At 50.1% G+C, this 18,572-nt stretch carries 17 protein-coding genes; 10 read left to right on the forward strand and 7 right to left on the reverse strand.

Annotated elements, in window-relative coordinates; genetic code table 11:
- The first annotated feature begins 19 nt into the window (after positions 1–19).
- A complete protein-coding gene (locus LG381_RS16270) occupies positions 20–1,615 on the forward strand; it encodes an acyl CoA:acetate/3-ketoacid CoA transferase (RefSeq protein ID WP_222680534.1) in 1,596 nt (531 codons plus the stop codon).
- Between the two features lie 13 nt (positions 1,616–1,628).
- A complete protein-coding gene (locus tag LG381_RS16275; protein WP_000347836.1) occupies positions 1,629–2,780 on the forward strand; it encodes an acyl-CoA dehydrogenase in 1,152 nt (383 codons plus the stop codon).
- Between the two features lie 42 nt (positions 2,781–2,822).
- Here the strand turns inward: LG381_RS16275 and LG381_RS16280 are convergent, their stop codons facing one another.
- On the reverse strand, positions 2,823–3,734 hold the full coding sequence (locus LG381_RS16280; protein WP_000284824.1) for an AraC family transcriptional regulator: 912 nt from the start codon (positions 3,732–3,734) through the stop codon (positions 2,823–2,825).
- Between the two features lie 315 nt (positions 3,735–4,049).
- Here LG381_RS16280 and LG381_RS16285 point away from each other — a divergent pair, with 315 nt between their 5' ends.
- From LG381_RS16285 to fadK, 5 genes are read left to right on the forward strand one after another with little or no spacing between them, the layout of a single operon-like run.
- Positions 4,050–4,814, forward strand: a complete 765-nt coding sequence (locus LG381_RS16285) for an electron transfer flavoprotein (protein ID WP_000692164.1) — start codon at positions 4,050–4,052, stop codon at positions 4,812–4,814.
- Between the two features lie 19 nt (positions 4,815–4,833).
- Complete coding sequence (locus LG381_RS16290; RefSeq protein WP_222680533.1) at positions 4,834–5,772, forward strand: electron transfer flavoprotein subunit alpha; 939 nt, start codon at positions 4,834–4,836, stop codon at positions 5,770–5,772.
- A gap of 54 nt (positions 5,773–5,826) precedes the next feature.
- Positions 5,827–7,116: an FAD-dependent oxidoreductase gene (locus LG381_RS16295; protein ID WP_225762646.1), complete on the forward strand. Its 1,290-nt coding sequence runs from the start codon at positions 5,827–5,829 to the stop codon at positions 7,114–7,116.
- Positions 7,113–7,406 carry a ferredoxin family protein gene (locus tag LG381_RS16300; RefSeq protein ID WP_000081469.1) on the forward strand — a complete coding sequence of 98 codons (294 nt, stop codon included), beginning with the start codon at positions 7,113–7,115 and terminating at the stop codon, positions 7,404–7,406. The genes LG381_RS16295 and LG381_RS16300 overlap by 4 nt, the downstream gene beginning before the upstream one ends.
- 56 nt (positions 7,407–7,462) lie before the next feature.
- Positions 7,463–9,109: a medium-chain fatty-acid--CoA ligase gene (fadK, locus tag LG381_RS16305; protein WP_225762647.1), complete on the forward strand. Its 1,647-nt coding sequence runs from the start codon at positions 7,463–7,465 to the stop codon at positions 9,107–9,109.
- A 55-nt stretch (positions 9,110–9,164) separates the two neighbouring features.
- Here fadK and ppsA read toward each other — a convergent pair whose 3' ends face one another.
- A complete protein-coding gene (ppsA, locus tag LG381_RS16310) occupies positions 9,165–11,543 on the reverse strand; it encodes a phosphoenolpyruvate synthase (protein ID WP_225762648.1) in 2,379 nt (792 codons plus the stop codon).
- Between the two features lie 331 nt (positions 11,544–11,874).
- Here ppsA and ppsR point away from each other — a divergent pair, with 331 nt between their 5' ends.
- The 3 genes from ppsR (at position 11,875) to hemP (ending at position 14,234) form a co-directional block, all read left to right on the forward strand.
- Positions 11,875–12,708 (forward strand): posphoenolpyruvate synthetase regulatory kinase/phosphorylase PpsR, encoded by an 834-nt coding sequence (ppsR, locus tag LG381_RS16315; RefSeq protein ID WP_000368056.1) that lies wholly within the window; start codon positions 11,875–11,877, stop codon positions 12,706–12,708.
- Between the two features lie 156 nt (positions 12,709–12,864).
- Positions 12,865–13,911: a 3-deoxy-7-phosphoheptulonate synthase AroH gene (aroH, locus tag LG381_RS16320; protein ID WP_085460665.1), complete on the forward strand. Its 1,047-nt coding sequence runs from the start codon at positions 12,865–12,867 to the stop codon at positions 13,909–13,911.
- A 131-nt stretch (positions 13,912–14,042) separates the two neighbouring features.
- Positions 14,043–14,234 carry a hemin uptake protein HemP gene (hemP, locus tag LG381_RS16325; RefSeq protein ID WP_085460664.1) on the forward strand — a complete coding sequence of 64 codons (192 nt, stop codon included), beginning with the start codon at positions 14,043–14,045 and terminating at the stop codon, positions 14,232–14,234.
- A 3-nt stretch (positions 14,235–14,237) separates the two neighbouring features.
- Here hemP and selO read toward each other — a convergent pair whose 3' ends face one another.
- From selO to btuE, 5 genes are all read right to left on the reverse strand, one after another.
- Positions 14,238–15,674, reverse strand: a complete 1,437-nt coding sequence (gene selO / locus LG381_RS16330) for a protein adenylyltransferase SelO (RefSeq protein WP_222680530.1) — start codon at positions 15,672–15,674, stop codon at positions 14,238–14,240.
- Between the two features lie 62 nt (positions 15,675–15,736).
- A complete protein-coding gene (locus LG381_RS16335) occupies positions 15,737–16,450 on the reverse strand; it encodes an EAL domain-containing protein (protein ID WP_024165138.1) in 714 nt (237 codons plus the stop codon).
- Positions 16,451–16,693: 243 nt separating this feature from the next.
- Complete coding sequence (locus LG381_RS16340) at positions 16,694–17,158, reverse strand: NlpC/P60 family protein (protein WP_225762649.1); 465 nt, start codon at positions 17,156–17,158, stop codon at positions 16,694–16,696.
- 77 nt (positions 17,159–17,235) lie between these two features.
- Positions 17,236–17,985 (reverse strand): vitamin B12 ABC transporter ATP-binding protein BtuD, encoded by a 750-nt coding sequence (gene btuD / locus LG381_RS16345; RefSeq protein ID WP_225762650.1) that lies wholly within the window; start codon positions 17,983–17,985, stop codon positions 17,236–17,238.
- Positions 17,985–18,536 carry a bifunctional thioredoxin/glutathione peroxidase gene (gene btuE, locus LG381_RS16350; protein ID WP_001154187.1) on the reverse strand — a complete coding sequence of 184 codons (552 nt, stop codon included), beginning with the start codon at positions 18,534–18,536 and terminating at the stop codon, positions 17,985–17,987. The genes btuD and btuE overlap by 1 nt, the downstream gene beginning before the upstream one ends.
- Between the last annotated feature and the right edge of the window lie 36 nt (positions 18,537–18,572).

Raw genomic sequence — 18,572 nt, forward strand, 5'->3', positions numbered from 1 at the left:
CCTGAATCAGGAATTAACAATGAAACCTGTAAAACCACCTCGTATTAATGGACGAGTGCCGGTCCTGTCGGCACAGGAAGCGGTGAATTATATTCCCGACGAAGCAACACTTTGTGTGTTAGGCGCTGGCGGCGGTATTCTGGAAGCCACCACGTTAATTACTGCTCTTGCTGATAAATATAAACAGACTCAAACGCCACGTAATTTATCGATTATTAGTCCAACAGGGCTTGGCGATCGCGCCGATCGCGGTATTAGTCCGCTGGCGCAAGAAGGTCTGGTGAAATGGGCATTATGCGGTCACTGGGGACAATCGCCGCGTATTTCTGATCTCGCAGAACAAAATAAAATTGTTGCCTATAACTATCCACAAGGTGTACTCACCCAAACATTGCGCGCCGCCGCTGCCCACCAGCCGGGAATTATTAGCGATATTGGTATCGGTACATTTGTTGACCCTCGCCAACAAGGCGGAAAACTGAATGAAGTGACCAAAGAAGAGCTGATTAAACTGGTCGAGTTTGATAATAAAGAATATCTCTATTACAAAGCGATTGCGCCGGATATCGCTTTTATTCGCGCTACCACCTGCGACAGCGAAGGCTACGCCACTTTTGAAGATGAGGTGATGTATCTCGACGCATTGGTTATTGCCCAGGCGGTACACAATAACGGCGGTATTGTGATGATGCAGGTGCAGAAAATGGTTAAGAAAGCCACGCTGCATCCTAAATCTGTCCGTATTCCGGGTTATCTGGTGGATATTGTGGTGGTCGATCCGGATCAAACCCAACTGTATGGCGGTGCGCCGGTTAACCGCTTTATTTCTGGTGACTTCACCCTTGATGACAGCACCAAACTTAGTCTGCCCCTAAACCAACGTAAATTAGTTGCGCGGCGTGCATTATTCGAAATGCGCAAAGGCGCGGTGGGAAATGTCGGTGTCGGTATTGCCGACGGCATTGGCCTGGTCGCCCGTGAAGAAGGATGTGCTGATGACTTTATTCTGACGGTGGAAACGGGTCCGATTGGCGGTATTACCTCGCAAGGTATCGCCTTTGGCGCAAATGTTAATACCCGCGCCATTCTGGATATGACGTCCCAGTTCGATTTTTATCACGGCGGTGGTCTGGATGTTTGTTATTTGAGTTTTGCCGAAGTCGACCAGCACGGCAACGTCGGTGTGCATAAATTCAATGGCAAAATCATGGGCACCGGCGGATTTATTGATATCAGCGCCACCTCGAAGAAAATTATTTTCTGTGGCACGTTAACCGCAGGAAGTTTAAAAACAGAAATTGCCAACGGCAAATTAAATATTATCCAGGAAGGACGGGTGAAGAAATTTATTCGGGAACTACCGGAAATTACTTTTAGCGGAAAAATCGCTCTCGAGCGAGGGCTAGATGTTCGTTATATCACTGAGCGCGCAGTATTCACGCTGAAAGAAGACGGACTGCATTTAATCGAAATCGCTCCTGGCGTCGATTTACAAAAAGATATTCTCGACAAAATGGATTTCACCCCAGTGATTTCACCAGAACTCAAACTGATGGATGAGAGATTATTTATCGATGCAGCGATGGGTTTTGTCCTGCCTGAAGCGGCTCATTAACAGGAGTATAATGATGGATTTTTCTTTAACTGAAGAACAAGAACTGCTGCTGGCCAGTATTCGCGAACTGATTACGACTAACTTTCCGGAAGAGTATTTCCGCACCTGCGATCAAAACGGTACATATCCGCGTGAGTTTATGCGGGCGCTGGCGGATAACGGTATTTCCATGCTTGGCGTGCCGGAAGAATTTGGTGGTATCCCTGCGGATTACGTCACCCAAATGCTGGCGCTGATGGAAGTGTCAAAATGCGGTGCTCCGGCGTTTTTGATTACCAACGGTCAGTGTATTCACAGTATGCGCCGTTTCGGTTCTGCGGAGCAGTTACGCAAAACGGCAGAAAGCACACTGGAAACGGGTGATCCCGCCTATGCCCTGGCGTTGACGGAGCCAGGCGCAGGCTCAGACAACAACAGTGCCACTACCACTTACACGCGTAAAAATGGCAAGGTTTATATCAACGGACAGAAAACCTTTATTACCGGTGCGAAAGAGTACCCGTATATGCTGGTGCTGGCGCGCGATCCAGAACCGAAAGATCCGAAAAAGGCCTTCACCCTGTGGTGGGTCGACTCCAGTAAGCCCGGCATTAAGATTAACCCGCTGCATAAAATCGGCTGGCATATGCTCAGCACCTGCGAAGTCTATCTCGACAACGTGGAAGTTGAAGAGAGCGACATGGTGGGCGAAGAAGGAATGGGGTTCCTCAATGTGATGTACAACTTTGAGATGGAACGCCTGATCAACGCCGCGCGCAGCACCGGCTTTGCCGAGTGTGCCTTTGAAGATGCCGCCCGCTATGCCAACCAGCGTATCGCTTTTGGTAAGCCGATTGGGCATAACCAGATGATCCAGGAAAAACTGGCACTGATGGCGATTAAGATCGACAACATGCGCAATATGGTGCTGAAAGTGGCATGGCAAGCTGACCAGCATCAGTCATTGCGCACCAGCGCGGCGCTGGCAAAATTGTACTGCGCACGTACCGCGATGGAAGTCATTGATGATGCGATTCAAATCATGGGTGGTCTGGGCTATACCGATGAGGCGCGCGTCTCCCGCTTCTGGCGCGATGTTCGCTGTGAACGTATCGGCGGCGGTACAGACGAAATTATGATTTACGTTGCAGGTCGGCAGATTCTGAAAGATTACCAGAATAAATAATCTCCAGGCGGCGCAGCTTCTTACAAAACTGCGCCGCCTGATTTATCCGGCAAGACTTACGGGTTGAGGAAATTCAGATAAGATTTCTTGTTCCGCAAAACAGTTTTTAAATTGCCTGCGGTAATCGCTGGGCGAACAGCCGACATGGCGCAAAAACAGTTTGGCAAAGTGATCGACATTTTCATAACCCACACGCCAGGAGATCTCTGCCTGTGATAATTCAGTATTGGTGAGTGACCATTTCGCTTCCGTCATACGCCGTTGAATAACATAGTTAATAGGGGAAATGCGATACTCTTTGGTAAATTCATGGCAAATATAACTGACGCTGGCACGAAATTTTTTCGATAACTGTTCCAAAGTGATTTTTTCGCGATAATTATTATTCAGATAGAAAAGAATATCTTTAATCAGCACATCTTTTTTAATATATCCTTGCTCCGAACGATACGCATTTTTAAAATTTTCGTAGTAGAGAATTGCTAATGTATAGGCAAAAGCGTCCCATAATGAAGATGTCTGATTATTTTTACTTTGCGGCAAAATAACGCTTAGCTCATTAAATAAGGTTTTAATGACCTCTTTTCCCTGCCCTGCGGCAATTACCGGGCAAGAATGCGGTTGCAGAAGCTGGTTTTCCTCTGCCCCCTGAAACTGAAAGCCATACAGTGCACAGGTACAGGTCGTAGCAGGATCGTTGACATCAGAAGCCACCGCATGAAGTCTGCCGCGTTCTATCACCACAATGTCATCGGCATGGGCTACATACAACGAGGAGTCAATGGTAAACCTTGCCACGCCTTTCTTGACATAAATCAGCTCAGTTTCATTGTCATGAACGTGATGTCCAGACTCCCATTTTGGATCATCGCTAAATGCAAAACGTGAAAGCCGTGGCGTTTTTCCAGCGACAAACAGCGTTTCGCTGACATTATCAAAACAGCGTTGATACATGACAACCTCCCTATTCCATGAGCAAGCAAAAGCAATATATGCCGGATAAAATACGGCGTGTATTACGGTTATACAACCGCGTTTAGCGAGAGCTAAACAAGATTATTTACACCGAATGCAAGATTGTACGGTCACGGCATAACAATATTGCCGCTCACTGCACTTTTGTTTTAGCGATCGCATTTTTTTTGCAAGATTGTTGGCAAGGAAAACAGCTTGCTCCGTCGAAAACACCTTCCTGCTATCGCACACTATTTTCAGGCCATTTTTACCTTCCATCGGAGATGGTTCCGTATGCGACCCACAGGAGAAATCATGAAAATAATAACCTGCTTTAAGCTGGTGCCTGAAGAACAGGACATTGTTGTCACTCCCGAATACACCCTTAATTTCGACAATGCCGACGCCAAAATCAGCCAGTTCGATCTCAATGCCATTGAAGCTGCAAGCCAGCTTGCAACAGATGACGATGAGATAGCCGCGCTGACCGTTGGCGGTTCGTTATTGCAGAACTCGAAGGTGCGCAAAGACGTGTTATCACGCGGGCCACACAGCCTGTATATGGTGCAGGATGCCCAACTTGAACACGCGCTGCCCGTCGATACCGCAAAGGCGCTGGCAACCGCAGCAGAAAAAATCGGCTTTGATTTACTGATCTTTGGCGAAGGTTCCGGCGATCTCTATGCCCAGCAGGTTGGTCTGCTGGTAGGGGAAATCTTGCAACTTCCGGTGATTAATGCAGTGAGTGCCATTGCGCGTCAGGGCGATACATTGGTGGTTGAACGCACACTCGAAGAGGAAGTTGAAGTTATTGAACTCTCGCTTCCCGCCGTACTTTGCGTCACGTCTGATATCAACGTTCCACGTATCCCCTCCATGAAAGCCATTCTCGGTGCAGGCAAAAAACCGGTGAACCAGTGGCAGGCGAGTGACATCGGCTGGAGCCAGACCACGCCACTTGCTGAACTAACCGGCATTCGCGTACCGCCGCAAACAGAACGTAAACACATCATTCTCGATAACGATTCGCCGGAAGCGATTGCCGAGCTGGCGGAACACCTGAAGAAAGCCCTGAACTAAAGCCAACGGAGAAGAAACGATGAGTCAATTAAACAGCGTCTGGGTCTTTAGCGATAACCCTGATCGTTATGCTGAACTGTTTGGCGGTGCGCAGCAATGGGGGCAACAGGTGTATGCCATTGTGCAAAATGCCGACCAGGCGCAGGCGGTTATGCCTTATGGCCCAAAATGTATTTATGTTCTTGAGCAAAACGATGCGCTGCAACGCACTGAAAATTACGCTGAAAGCATTGCTGCCCTGCTTAAAGATAAACACCCCGCTATGTTGCTGATGGCCGCGACGAAACGCGGTAAAGCTCTGGCAGCACGGTTAAGTGTGCAACTGAATGCGGCGCTGGTGAACGATGCCACGGCGGTGGATATTGTCGATGGTCACATTTGCGCCGAACACCGTATGTATGGCGGGCTAGCGTTCGCTCAGGAAAAGATCACCAGCCCGCTGGCGATAATTACCCTTGCGCCCGGTGTTCAGGAACCGTGCACGAGCAATGCTTCTCATCAATGCCCGATTGAAACGGTGCCTTACGTTGCCCCGCGTCATGAAATTCTCTGTCGCGAACGCCGTGCGAAAGCGGCAAGCAGTGTGGATCTGAGTAAAGCAAAACGCGTGGTCGGCGTCGGTCGCGGTCTGGCAGCGCAGGATGACCTGAAAATGGTTCACGAACTGGCGGCGGCACTGAATGCTGAAGTCGGCTGCTCACGCCCGATTGCCGAAGGCGAGAATTGGATGGAACGTGAACGTTATATCGGTGTCTCCGGGGTGTTGCTGAAATCCGAACTCTACCTGACGCTGGGGATTTCCGGGCAGATCCAGCATATGGTCGGCGGCAACGGCGCAAAAGTGATTGTCGCCATCAATAAAGATAAAAACGCGCCAATCTTCAACTATGCCGACTACGGTCTGGTGGGCGATATCTACAAAGTCGTCCCCGCCCTGATTAGCCAGTTGAGCCGCTAATTTCTTTTCAACCACATCTCCCGCTGTAAACGCAGCGGGAAGGGAGCATAACGCATGTCGGATGACAAATTTGATACCATTGTGGTCGGTGCGGGCGTTGCCGGTAGCGTCGCCGCACTGGTGATGGCGCGAGCCGGGCTGGATGTCCTGGTAATAGAACGTGGCGATAGCGCCGGATGCAAAAATATGACTGGCGGGCGTCTTTATGCCCACACGCTTGAGGCTATTATTCCCGGCTTTGCTGCATCTGCACCGGTTGAACGCAAGGTCACACGCGAGAAAATCTCTTTCTTAACCGAAGAAAGCGCCGTTACCCTCGATTTTCACCGTGAGCAACCGGATGCCCCGCAGCAAGCGTCTTATACCGTATTGCGCAACCGCCTCGATCCGTGGCTGATGGAACAAGCAGAACAGGCGGGTGCGCAGTTTATCCCGGGCGTTCGCGTCGATGCCCTGGTTCGTGAGGGAAACAAGGTCACTGGCGTTCAGGCCGGGGATGATATTCTCGAAGCGAATGTGGTCATATTGGCCGATGGCGTTAACTCAATACTTGGTCGTTCGCTGGGCATGGTTCCCGCCTCCGATCCGCATCATTACGCTGTTGGTGTTAAAGAGGTCATTGGCCTCACGCCAGAACAAATCAACGATCGCTTTAACGTCACCGGCGATGAAGGTGCCGCCTGGCTGTTTGCCGGTTCCCCTTCTGACGGCCTTATGGGCGGTGGATTCCTCTATACCAACAACGATTCCGTATCGTTGGGTCTGGTCTGCGGATTGGGTGATATCGCCCATGCGCAAAAAAGCGTGCCGCAAATGCTGGAAGATTTTAAACAGCACCCCGCCATACGTCCGCTGATTAGCGGTGGCAAACTGCTTGAATATTCCGCGCATATGGTGCCGGAAGGTGGCCTGGCGATGGTGCCGCAACTGGTTAACGATGGTGTGATGATCGTCGGTGACGCCGCCGGTTTCTGCCTCAATCTTGGCTTTACGGTTCGCGGAATGGATTTAGCCATCGCGTCGGCACAGGCTGCTGCCACAACGGTGATTGCCGCCAAAGAACGCGCGGATTTTTCCACCAGCAGCCTGGCGCAATACAAACGTGAGCTGGAACAGAGTTGCGTCATGCGCGATATGCAGCATTTTCGCAAAATCCCGGCGCTGATGGAAAACCCGCGCCTGTTTAGCCAATACCCACGAATGGCCGCTGACATCATGAACGATATGTTCACCATCGACGGTAAACCTAACCAGCCGGTACGCAAAATGATCATGGGACACGCGAAGAAAATTGGGCTGATCAACTTGCTGAAAGATGGCATTAAGGGAGCAACCGCACTATGAGCCAGAATTCTACGGTTAATGTTGACGTCAAATTAGGCGTCAATAAATTCCATGTTGATGAGGGACATCCGCACATCATTCTGGCGGCAAATCCCGATATCAATGAATTTCGTAAATTAATGAAAGCCTGCCCGGCCGGACTTTATAAGCAGGATGACGCAGGAAATATTCATTTTGATTCTGCCGGTTGTCTCGAATGCGGAACCTGTCGGGTGCTTTGCGGCAACACTATCCTCGAACAATGGCAATACCCTGCTGGCACTTTCGGTATTGATTTCCGCTACGGTTAATCACGCATCCCACAGGCCTGTACGTCGGGCCTGACGTTTTGTTTCGAGAGTCCAAAATGAAAGTAACATTAACGTTTAACGCGCAGCGTCGTGCTGCCTATCGGCAGCAAGGGTTATGGGGTGATGCTTCGCTGGCTGACTACTGGCAGCAAACTGTGCGAGCGATGCCTGACAAAATAGCTGTGGTCGATAATCATGGTGCATCGTACACCTATAGCGCGCTCGATCAGGCCGCGAGCTGTCTGGCAAGCTGGATGCTGGCGAACGGTATTGAAGCCGGCGATCGCGTCGCGTTTCAACTGCCGGGCTGGTGTGAATTTACCGTTATCTATCTTGCCTGCCTGAAAACCGGTGCGGTATCCGTGCCGCTGTTACCCTCCTGGCGGGAAGCGGAACTGGTGTGGGTGCTCAATAAGTGCCAGGCCAAAATGTTTTTTGCCCCGACGTTGTTTAAACAAACGCGTCCGGTAGAGTTAATCCTGCCGCTGCAAAATCAGCTTCCACATCTGCAACAAATTGTCGGCGTGGACAAACTGGCTCCCGCCACATCGTCTCTCTCGTTACGCCAGATTATTACCGATAATACCCCGCTGACGACGTCGATATCGGTTCACGGCGATGAATTAGCGGCAGTGCTGTTTACCTCCGGAACTGAAGGTATGCCAAAGGGCGTGATGCTGACACATAATAATATTCTCGCCAGCGAGCGGGCATATTGTGCGCGGCTGAATCTGACATGGCAGGATGTTTTTATGATGCCTGCGCCGCTGGGTCATGCGACAGGTTTTCTGCATGGCGTAACGGCGCCGTTTTTGGTAGGCGCACGGAGCGTATTGTTAGATATTTTCACCCCTGAAGCCTGTCTCTCGCTACTTGAGCAACAACGTTGCACCTGTATGCTCGGCGCAACGCCGTTTGTCTATGACCTTTTGAATTTACTGGAGAAACAGCCCGCAGATCTTTCTGCGCTGCGTTTCTTCCTTTGCGGTGGCACCACGATCCCAAAAAAAGTGGCGCGTGAATGCCAACAGCGCGGCATTAAATTGTTAAGTGTTTATGGCTCCACAGAAAGCTCGCCGCACGCGGTGGTGAATCTCGACGATCCGTTGTCACGCTTTATGCATACCGATGGTTACGCTGCCGCTGGCGTGGAAATCAAAGTCGTCGATGACGCACGCAAGACCTTACCGGCCGGTTGTGAAGGTGAAGAGGCCTCGCGTGGCCCCAATGTGTTTATGGGTTATTTTGATGAACCTGAATTAACCGCCCGCGCGCTGGATGAAGAAGGCTGGTATTACAGCGGTGATCTCTGCCGCATGGATGAGGCTGGCTATATAAAAATAACCGGACGTAAGAAAGATATTATTGTCCGTGGCGGCGAGAATATTAGCAGCCGTGAAGTGGAAGATATATTGTTGCAGCATCCCAAAATTCATGATGCCTGCGTGGTTGCGATGCCCGATGAACGCTTAGGCGAACGCTCGTGTGCTTATATTGTATTAAAATCGCCACATCATTCATTATCTCTGGAAGATGTGGTAGCATTTTTTAGCCGTAAACGGGTCGCGAAATATAAATACCCTGAACATATCGTGATAACTGAAAAGTTACCCCGCACTGCATCCGGTAAAATACAAAAATTTTTACTCAGGAAAGATATTATTCAGCGATTAACCGAGGGTCATTGCGGAATTACTGAATAAGATTCGTATCCGCGAATAGCTAGCCCCGGCGACAATATGCCGCCGGGGCTATATTTTATTTCTTCAGTTCAGCCAGACTTAACCAGGTTTGCACTACAGTGTCTGGGTTCAGAGACAGGCTGTCGATTCCCTCTTCCATCAACCATGCTGCAAAGTCTTCGTGGTCAGATGGCCCCTGACCGCAAATCCCGACGTATTTGCCCTGTTTCTTCGCGGCACGGATTGCCATCGACAACAGTGCTTTCACGGCATCGTTGCGCTCATCGAACAGTTCAGACACCACGCCGGAGTCACGATCCAGGCCAAGCGTCAGCTGCGTCATGTCGTTTGAGCCGATAGAGAAGCCGTCGAAATATTCGAGGAACTGTTCTGCCAGCAAGGCGTTGGACGGAATTTCACACATCATGATGATCTTCAGACCGTTCTCACCACGTTTCAGTCCCTGACGCGCCAGTTCTTCAACCACCGCTTTCGCCTGGTCAACGGTACGCACGAACGGGATCATGATCTCAACGTTGGTTAACCCCATGTCGTTGCGCACACGTTTCACCGCTTCACACTCCAGCGCGAAGCAGTCGCGGAAGCTATCAGAAACGTAGCGACCGGCGCCACGGAAGCCCAGCATCGGATTCTCTTCATGCGGCTCGTAACGTTCGCCACCGACCAGGTTAGCATATTCGTTGGATTTAAAATCAGAGAGACGGACAATGACGCGCTTCGGATAAAACGCTGCGCCCAGCGTCGCGATCCCTTCAGTCAGACGACCAACGTAAAATTCACGCGGAGAATCAAAGCCTTTCATCATCTCGCGGATTTCGTTTTGCAGCTGCGGTTCCTGGTCGTCAAACTCAAGCAGTGCACGCGGGTGAACGCCAATCATGCGGTTGATGATAAATTCCAGGCGCGCCAGACCTACGCCTTCATTTGGCAAGCAGGCGAAGTCAAACGCACGATCCGGGTTACCGACGTTCATCATCACTTTCAGCGGCAGATCCGGCATGGTTTCCACGCTGGAGCTTTTCACGCTAAATTCCAGCAACTCGGCATAAACGTAACCGGTATCGCCTTCAGCACAAGAAACAGTGACATTCTCACCGTCTTTCATCCGTTCGGTCGCATCGCCGCAGCCAACCACCGCCGGAATACCCAGTTCGCGTGCGATGATCGCCGCGTGACAGGTACGACCGCCACGGTTGGTGACGATGGCTGATGCTTTCTTCATGATCGGTTCCCAGTCCGGGTCGGTCATGTCAGTGACCAGAACGTCACCGGGTTCGATGCGGTTCATTTCGCTGATGTCATGAATGACTTTCACCGGCCCCGCGCCAATGCGATGACCGATAGCACGGCCTTCGGCGATAATCTTGCCCTGTGAATGCAGCGTATAACGTTCCATGACCTGGCCGCGTGAACGCACGGTTTCCGGACGCGCCTGCACAATAAACAGTTTGCCGGTGTGGCCGTCTTTCGCCCACTCAATATCCATCGGGCGACCGTAGTGTTTCTCAATTTGTACGGCCTGTTTTGCCAGCTCCTGCACTTCTTCGTTGGTCAGCGAGAAGATGTCACGTTGTTCCTTTGGCACATCTTCAATTTTGACCTGCTTGCCGTGCTCCTGGGTCGGCGCGTAGACCATGCGGATTTTTTTCGACCCCATGGTACGGCGCACGATAGCCGGGCGATTCGCCGCCAGCGTCGGTTTATGCACGTAAAACTCATCCGGGTTAACCGCGCCCTGCACAACCATCTCACCGAGACCCCATGCGGAAGTGATAAACACCACCTGGTCGAAACCGGATTCGGTATCAATGGAGAACATCACGCCAGAGGACGCGAGGTCGGAACGCACCATCCGCTGAACACCGGCGGAGAGCGCGACGCCACGGTGATCGTAACCCTGGTGAACGCGATAAGAGATGGCGCGATCGTTAAACAGAGAAGCAAAGACATGCTTCACTGCCACGAGGACGGCGTCAAAACCCTGAACGTTGAGGAAGGTTTCCTGCTGACCGGCAAAGGAGGCGTCCGGCATGTCTTCTGCGGTGGCGGAGGAGCGCACCGCAAAAGAGGCGTTTTCGTCATCGGCGGAAAGCTGTGCATAGGCTTCGCGGATGGCGTTTTCCAGCTCAGGCTGGAAGGGAGTGTCGATAATCCACTGGCGGATTTGCGCGCCTGCTTTCGCAAGCTGAGTAACATCGTCAATATCCGTTTTATCCAGCAGTTCATAAATGCGCTGGTTTACGCCGCTTTGATCCAGAAACTGGTTAAACGCATCGGCGGTGGTGGCGAAACCATTCGGAACGGAAACGCCCATTCCGGAAAGGTTAGTAATCATTTCACCCAGGGAGGCATTTTTGCCCCCAACCCTGTCTACATCATTCATGCCGAGTTGGTTATACCAAAGCACCAGCGGTGACGAGCCATTGTTGGACATCGAACAATCCTTTTGTGATAAATGAACGGTTTGAGAAACACATTTCTGCGCATTTATCTTTGCATATTTAACCGGATGAAAAAAACGGTGAATCGTTCAAGCAAATATATTTTTTTACTTTTTAAGACTGATCCCAGCGTTGCGCAAATCTGTTATCTTCGATAATTCCCACATAAACCATCGGTATAAACGAAACCGAAAAATGAAATGCTGTTTTCATAAAAAATAAAATTGAAGGTTCATTTTATAAACCCGGCATAACGTTCTACGCTTCTGTGCATTTTTAATTTATGCTTTCATAGAATTATGTCTGCATCACAGGAAGAACAAAATGGATAATGCTGTTGATCGCCACGTTTTTTATATTTCTGATGGTACGGCAATAACTGCGGAGGTATTAGGACACGCAGTGATGTCGCAATTTCCTGTTACTATCAGCAGCATTACGCTGCCGTTTGTCGAAAATGAGAGCCGTGCACGGGCGGTGAAAGACCAAATAGACGCGATTTATCAGCAGACAGGTGTGCGCCCGCTGGTCTTCTACTCCATCGTGTTGCCGGAAATTCGCGCCATCATTTTGCAAAGTGAAGGCTTTTGCCAGGATATCGTTCAGGCGCTGGTTGCCCCGCTACAACAAGAGATGAAACTGGACCCAACGCCGATTGCTCACCGTACTCACGGCCTGAATCCCAATAATCTGAATAAATATGATGCACGTATTGCGGCGATTGATTACACCCTCGCCCACGATGACGGTATTTCGTTGCGCAATCTGGATCAGGCACAAGTGATCCTGCTCGGCGTTTCTCGCTGCGGTAAAACTCCCACCAGTCTGTATCTGGCGATGCAGTTTGGTATTCGCGCGGCAAACTACCCCTTCATTGCTGATGACATGGATAATCTGGTGCTGCCCGCGTCACTTAAACCGCTACAGCATAAACTGTTCGGGCTGACCATCGACCCAGAGCGTCTGGCGGCTATTCGTGAAGAACGTCGGGAAAACAGCCGCTATGCCTCGCTTCGTCAGTGCCGGATGGAAGTCGCGGAAGTAGAAGCGTTGTACCGTAAAAATCAGATCCCGTGGATCAACAGTACCAATTATTCGGTAGAAGAGATTGCCACCAAGATCCTCGATATCATGGGTCTTAGTCGCCGAATGTACTAGGGAACTAGTATAAAGGTTCGTTTTTTTGTTATTATGCCGTCAATTGAGCGAAGTGTTGCCTGCCTCGCACTTGAAATCAGCAGGGATTGGTTTATCGTGATGCGCATCACTTCTTGGCATCCCTGCCGTTGAAGCAACAAATTTCTGAGACTTGTAATGAACAGAACTGACGAACTCCGTACTGCGCGTATCGAGAGTCTGGTAACGCCCGCCGAACTCGCGCTACGGTATCCCGTAACGCCTGGCGTCGCCAGCCATGTCACCGATTCCCGCCGTAGAATTGAAAAAATACTGAATGGTGAAGACAAGCGACTGTTGGTCATTATTGGCCCCTGCTCGATCCACGATCTTACCGCTGCAATGGAGTACGCCACCCGTCTGCAGGCACTGCGCAACCAGTACCAGTCACGGCTGGAAATCGTAATGCGCACCTATTTTGAAAAACCACGAACCGTTGTCGGCTGGAAAGGATTAATTTCCGACCCGGATTTAAACGGCAGCTATCGCGTAAATCACGGCCTCGAACTGGCGCGTAAGTTACTGTTACAGGTAAATGAGCTGGGCGTCCCCACCGCGACCGAATTTCTCGATATGGTGACCGGTCAGTTTATTGCCGACTTAATTAGCTGGGGCGCGATTGGCGCACGCACTACCGAAAGCCAGATCCACCGCGAAATGGCGTCCGCGCTCTCATGCCCTGTAGGCTTTAAAAATGGTACTGATGGCAACACGCGTATTGCCGTGGACGCGATTCGCGCGGCGCGCGCCAGCCATATGTTCCTCTCGCCAGATAAGAACGGCCAGATGACCATCTACCAGACCAGTGGCAACCCGTATGGGCACATTATTATGCGTGGTGGCAAAAAACCAAATTATCATGCCGATGATATCGCCGCCGCCTGCGATACGTTGCACGAATTTGATTTACCAGAACATCTGGTGGTGGATTTCAGCCACGGCAACTGTCAGAAGCAGCACCGCCGTCAGTTAGAAGTTTGTGAGGATATTTGCCAGCAAATCCGCAATGGCTCTACGGCGATTGCCGGAATTATGGCGGAAAGTTTCCTGCGTGAAGGTACACAAAAAATTGTTAGCAGTCAGCCACTCACCTACGGTCAGTCAATTACCGATCCATGTTTAGGCTGGGAAGATACTGAACACCTGATCGAAAAACTCGCCTCTGCGGTAGATACCCGCTTCTGAATGCGTGCCCATTCCGTCGGGAATGGGCATTTCTACTCAATATCTTGTCTTATCAATGAATTATTACTTGCCCTGGCGCAAGATTGTATTGATAATAAGAATCATTGTTATACCAATTATTATTAGTTTTTATGAGCTATACGGACAGCAGCAGACTCACGCCTAAAACGGATGCAAATCAGAAGATCTCTTCCCCACAGCCTGTTCGACGGATTACCAGCCAGACACTGTTAGGTCCGGATGGCAAACTGATCATTGATCATGACGGACAAGAATATCTGCTCCGTAAAACACAGGCTGGCAAGCTGCTGCTGACAAAGTAGCGTTTAACTCGAACAGCTGACTTCCAGTCGTTTGCCCCAGTCCGGTGGGCGGCTGACATAATCATCATCTCTGTCGCTGAAAGGATTTCGCAACGCCTCATGCAGGCGGTGTAATTCCGTCATATCGCCCTGTTCCGCCGCCTCAATGGCTCGTTGTGCCAGCCAGTTGCGCAACACCAGCGCCGGATTGACGCTTTGCATCAGTTGCTGACGTTCGCTGTCGGTGACGTTATCTTGCTGCAAACGCGCCCGATAACGGGCAAACCAGTCATCAAATGCCGCACGATCAATAAACTCATCACGCAGTGGCGATGCCGGACTGCGCTGTTCAACCAGGCTAAGGATGCGGAATGTACGGGTATAGTCGCTGCGCTCACGCGCCATCAGACTGAATAATTCATTCAGCAGCGCGTTATCCTCTTTCTGCTCCGTCATAAAGCCCAGCTTCTGCCGCATACGTTGTCCGTAATGCGTCAACAGAACCTGTTGATAGCTGTCCAGCGCCGTATTGAGCGCATCTACAGAAATAAATGGCGACAATGTCTGTGCCAGACGCTGTAAATTCCACAACGCGACGGCAGGCTGATTATCAAAACTATAACGCCCCTGATGATCCGAGTGGTTACAGATAAAGCCAGGCTCGTAATCATCGAGGAAGCCGAACGGCCCGTAATCGAGGGTCAGGCCAAGAATCGACATGTTGTCAGTGTTCATAACACCATGAGCAAAACCGACTGTCTGCCAGTTAGCCATTAACGACGCGGTACGTGCGACAACATCGGTAAACCAGAGACGGTATTTATCCTCATCATCCTCAAGATGTGACCAGTAATGTCGGATGGCAAAGTCAGCCAACTGGCGAACCTTTTCCGGCTCGCGGCGATAGTAAAAGTGTTCGAAGTGACCAAATCGCAGATGGCTTTGTGCCACGCGCATTAACATCGCGCCTGATTCTACCGTTTCCCGATAAACTGGCGTATCGCTGGTAACAATGCTTAAAGCGCGCGTCGTAGGAATACCCAGATAATGCATCGCCTCACTGGCGAGACTTTCACGAATCGTAGAGCGCAATACCGCCCGTCCATCGCCCATTCGCGAATAAGGCGTCAGCCCCGCCCCTTTCAGATGCCAGTCCATTGTTGTGCCATCGGCGAGTTGTTGCTCACCGAGAAGAATGCCACGCCCGTCACCCAACTGGCCCGCCCAGACGCCAAACTGATGACCGCTGTAGACCTGCGCCAGTGGCGACATGCCAGGTAGTAATGTTTCTCCCCCCCACACGCCGGCGCCACTTTCAAACAGCGACGAGGGAATACCCAGCGTGTTAGCCAGTTCTGCATTATGCCAAATCAGCCGGGCGTTATTTAAAGGCGTGGGGGAAAGTGCTGTATAGGTTGCTGGCAATTCATCGCGCCAGCGGGTAATAAAAGACAGGGTCATAGATCCTCCTGTCTGATAGTGTAGACGGTTACCCTCATCTTAAACACCAGCAAACAAAAGGGTTATCGCTGAACCAGCGTTGTTACCTGACTTACGGGAACTGCTGGCCATAAGCATCCTTGTAGGGCATGAAAACCATACGGTGTGATTCGCGCCAACATTCCTGGGGTATCGATACCTGCCGCAATGATATAGCTGCAACAAGGCGAAATTTGCGTATGAATAGCACGAATAAATGGTGCGAAGGATGTATTAGCTATTTGTTGCTGAACAAAGCCTTTATCCAACATAACTCGAGTGAAAAGACCATCAAATATTGCTTTCATGGTGCTGTTACCCGCACCTAAATCCCCCAACACCAATGGACAAATTTGAGATAAGCGCAAGAGATTACAATTATCTTTCCCCTCATTAAGTTGTGGATAATTTTCATTAATCCGCAATTCAATAAAAGGAAATTTTAATAGTTGGTCTGCGTAATTATTAGCACCTAATAATAATTTTGCTACTTGTGGCGTTAAATTAATCCATGCAAAAATTTTGTGTTGAATAAAAAAATGTTGGCATGATTTAAGTAATTCTAACTGCTCGGCAAATAGCTGCCAATGCTGTTCCTCAGAAAGCTGCGCCATAACCCGCGTCGTCGGGATGCGAACCATACCGTCTTCACTGGAGAAATGGGTTATTATTTCAACCCCAACAAGATTTTGCCGGCTATCTCTTATCGGCAGGAAATAGCAATCAGAATGATAAACATTATCTAGTAAAATCTTCATGGTAATCGCCCTTCTCCAGAAATATTTTTACAAATCCGGCTAAAAAGGATGAGGCCATAAAGTATAAAAAAAACAGAAGGGATAACTTTCATTTGTTCCTTGTTAACCACTTTTTCATGGGTCCTTTTTTAGATTATTCTAATTATAAACGAATATTCCATTTACGGAATTTTTGTCTGAAAAATACTACGGCATTCAGAAGTAAAAGGACGGTGATGTATCATCACCGTCCTTTTCGACATACTAGATTCGTCTCGCTTGCCAGAAATTTTTCTGCCAGTAGACATTATCAAGGGAAGAGCGCATCACCCCTTTACTGGTAGAGGCGTGAATAAATTGGTTGTTGGTATCATAAATACCCACATGTAAACCATTTTGCCCAGAGCCGGTTTTGAAGAAAACCAGATCGCCTGGCAGCAACTCGTCTTTATCAATTTGAGTACCGATAGAGGCCTGTTGCTTTGTTTCACGCGGCAACTGCAAATCGAAACGATCGCGCATCGTTACGACCACAAAGCCTGAGCAGTCAACCCCGCGACGACTCATACCACCATAACGATAAGGTGTACCATGCCAGCTTTGTAGTTGATCGTTCAAACCAGCAATCACGGTAATAGAGTCAGAAAGTCTGGCGTTTGGTGGCGGCGCTTTATGGTGGCTACACCCGACCAGAAACAGTGTTGTGATTAAAATAAGGCAGAAACGCATTCCGTACGAATCCTCTGTTTTTTATTCTTGCATTAATTTAGCGTCGAAATTACCCGATTTTCAAGATGCTATTGTTATCAGGCTGTCGAAATCAGCATTCTGTGACCTTCAATGTCCAGACGGCGGAAATTCATCCCATAGGCCTGCGCCAGGTTCGGCGGTGTCAGAACGTCCTCCCTGCGTCCACTGGCCAATAATTTTCCACCTTTTAGCAGCCATGCCCGATGCGCGTGACGCAATGTGTGATTGAGATCGTGACTGCTCATCACAATCGCTAGCCCTTGCTGGCACAGCGCGCTCAGAATTTTGTCTAACGCACTTTGTTGCGCAACGTCAAGGCTGTTCATCGGCTCATCAAGAAGCAGTAATTGGCCTGCGGAATTGGCTTGTGGTGTGATTTGCAGCACTACCGCAGCAAGACGTACACGTTGCCATTCACCGCCAGAAAGTTGATTGGTGCTGCGTCCGAGTTTGTCATCAAGAGCCAGCGCCCCGGCGACATCGTTTAACAGGTCGCTACGCGTTTTATCATGCTGATGCAGGGTCAGGTAATGCCAGACCGGCATAGCAAATGGCGGTGTTTGTTGCTGTGAAAGATAGGCGCGATGCAGCGCGAGTTTTGTTGCGGACCATGCTTCCAGTGGTTGCCCCGCGAACTGAATGCTTCCCTTACCGCCGGTCATTCCGGCCATTCGCGCCAGCAAGGTACTCTTACCCGCGCCGTTCGGCCCCACCAGATGCAGGATCTCCCCTGCCCGAACCTCGCCAGAAAGCGGCCCCAGGCGGGTAGATTCCGCAACATCCTGTAACTGCATCACAATAGACATTATTTTGCCAACGCCAGTTTAATGCTTTCCATCACAATGGGATCTTCCGGCGTCATATCCGGGGAAAAACGCTGGATGACCAATCCGTCCCTGCCAACTAAAAATTTCTCAAAATTCCATAAAATATCATCAGGGTACAGCGGTGCACGACCTTTGCTGACCATACGGGCATAGAATCCGCTCTCTTCCGGCGCGACTGCGGTCGGCGCTGCGGCAATCAGTTTTTGATACAGCGGATGGCGACCTTCGCCATTGACCTCAATCTTACTGAACATCGGGAACGTCACCCCCCAGGTGGTGGTGCAGTAAGTTTTAATCTCTTCATCGCTGCCCGGTTCTTGCTCCAGAAACTGGTTACACGGGAATCCCAGCACGACAAAACCACGATCGGCCCAGGCTTTCTGAATATTCTCCAGCTGCTCATATTGCGGCGTTAAGCCACACTTTGAGGCGACATTGACAATCAACAGTACATTACCGGCATATTTCTCCAGCGTGGTCACTTCACCGTCGATATCCTTCACTACAGTGGTCAGAATGGAATCTTGCATCGTGTCTCCTGGATGTGGTCAGTAAAAATCTTAGCT

The sequence above is a fragment of the Escherichia sp. Marseille-Q3837 genome (assembly GCF_916618735.1).
GTDB classification, from domain to species: domain Bacteria; phylum Pseudomonadota; class Gammaproteobacteria; order Enterobacterales; family Enterobacteriaceae; genus Escherichia; species Escherichia ruysiae.

Coding starts and splice junctions, on each gene's coding strand:
- ppsA (WP_225762648.1), bottom strand. CDS start 11,543: ATGTCCAACAATGGCTCGTCACCGCTGGTGCTTTGGTATAACCAACTC.
- LG381_RS16290 (WP_222680533.1), top strand. CDS start 4,834: ATGAGTCAATTAAACAGCGTCTGGGTCTTTAGCGATAACCCTGATCGT.
- LG381_RS16300 (WP_000081469.1), top strand. CDS start 7,113: ATGAGCCAGAATTCTACGGTTAATGTTGACGTCAAATTAGGCGTCAAT.
- LG381_RS16285 (WP_000692164.1), top strand. CDS start 4,050: ATGAAAATAATAACCTGCTTTAAGCTGGTGCCTGAAGAACAGGACATT.
- LG381_RS16340 (WP_225762649.1), bottom strand. CDS start 17,158: ATGCGTTTCTGCCTTATTTTAATCACAACACTGTTTCTGGTCGGGTGT.
- ppsR (WP_000368056.1), top strand. CDS start 11,875: ATGGATAATGCTGTTGATCGCCACGTTTTTTATATTTCTGATGGTACG.
- btuE (WP_001154187.1), bottom strand. CDS start 18,536: ATGCAAGATTCCATTCTGACCACTGTAGTGAAGGATATCGACGGTGAA.
- fadK (WP_225762647.1), top strand. CDS start 7,463: ATGAAAGTAACATTAACGTTTAACGCGCAGCGTCGTGCTGCCTATCGG.
- btuD (WP_225762650.1), bottom strand. CDS start 17,985: ATGTCTATTGTGATGCAGTTACAGGATGTTGCGGAATCTACCCGCCTG.
- aroH (WP_085460665.1), top strand. CDS start 12,865: ATGAACAGAACTGACGAACTCCGTACTGCGCGTATCGAGAGTCTGGTA.
- LG381_RS16280 (WP_000284824.1), bottom strand. CDS start 3,734: ATGTATCAACGCTGTTTTGATAATGTCAGCGAAACGCTGTTTGTCGCT.
- LG381_RS16270 (WP_222680534.1), top strand. CDS start 20: ATGAAACCTGTAAAACCACCTCGTATTAATGGACGAGTGCCGGTCCTG.
- hemP (WP_085460664.1), top strand. CDS start 14,043: ATGAGCTATACGGACAGCAGCAGACTCACGCCTAAAACGGATGCAAAT.
- LG381_RS16275 (WP_000347836.1), top strand. CDS start 1,629: ATGGATTTTTCTTTAACTGAAGAACAAGAACTGCTGCTGGCCAGTATT.
- LG381_RS16295 (WP_225762646.1), top strand. CDS start 5,827: ATGTCGGATGACAAATTTGATACCATTGTGGTCGGTGCGGGCGTTGCC.
- LG381_RS16335 (WP_024165138.1), bottom strand. CDS start 16,450: ATGAAGATTTTACTAGATAATGTTTATCATTCTGATTGCTATTTCCTG.
- selO (WP_222680530.1), bottom strand. CDS start 15,674: ATGACCCTGTCTTTTATTACCCGCTGGCGCGATGAATTGCCAGCAACC.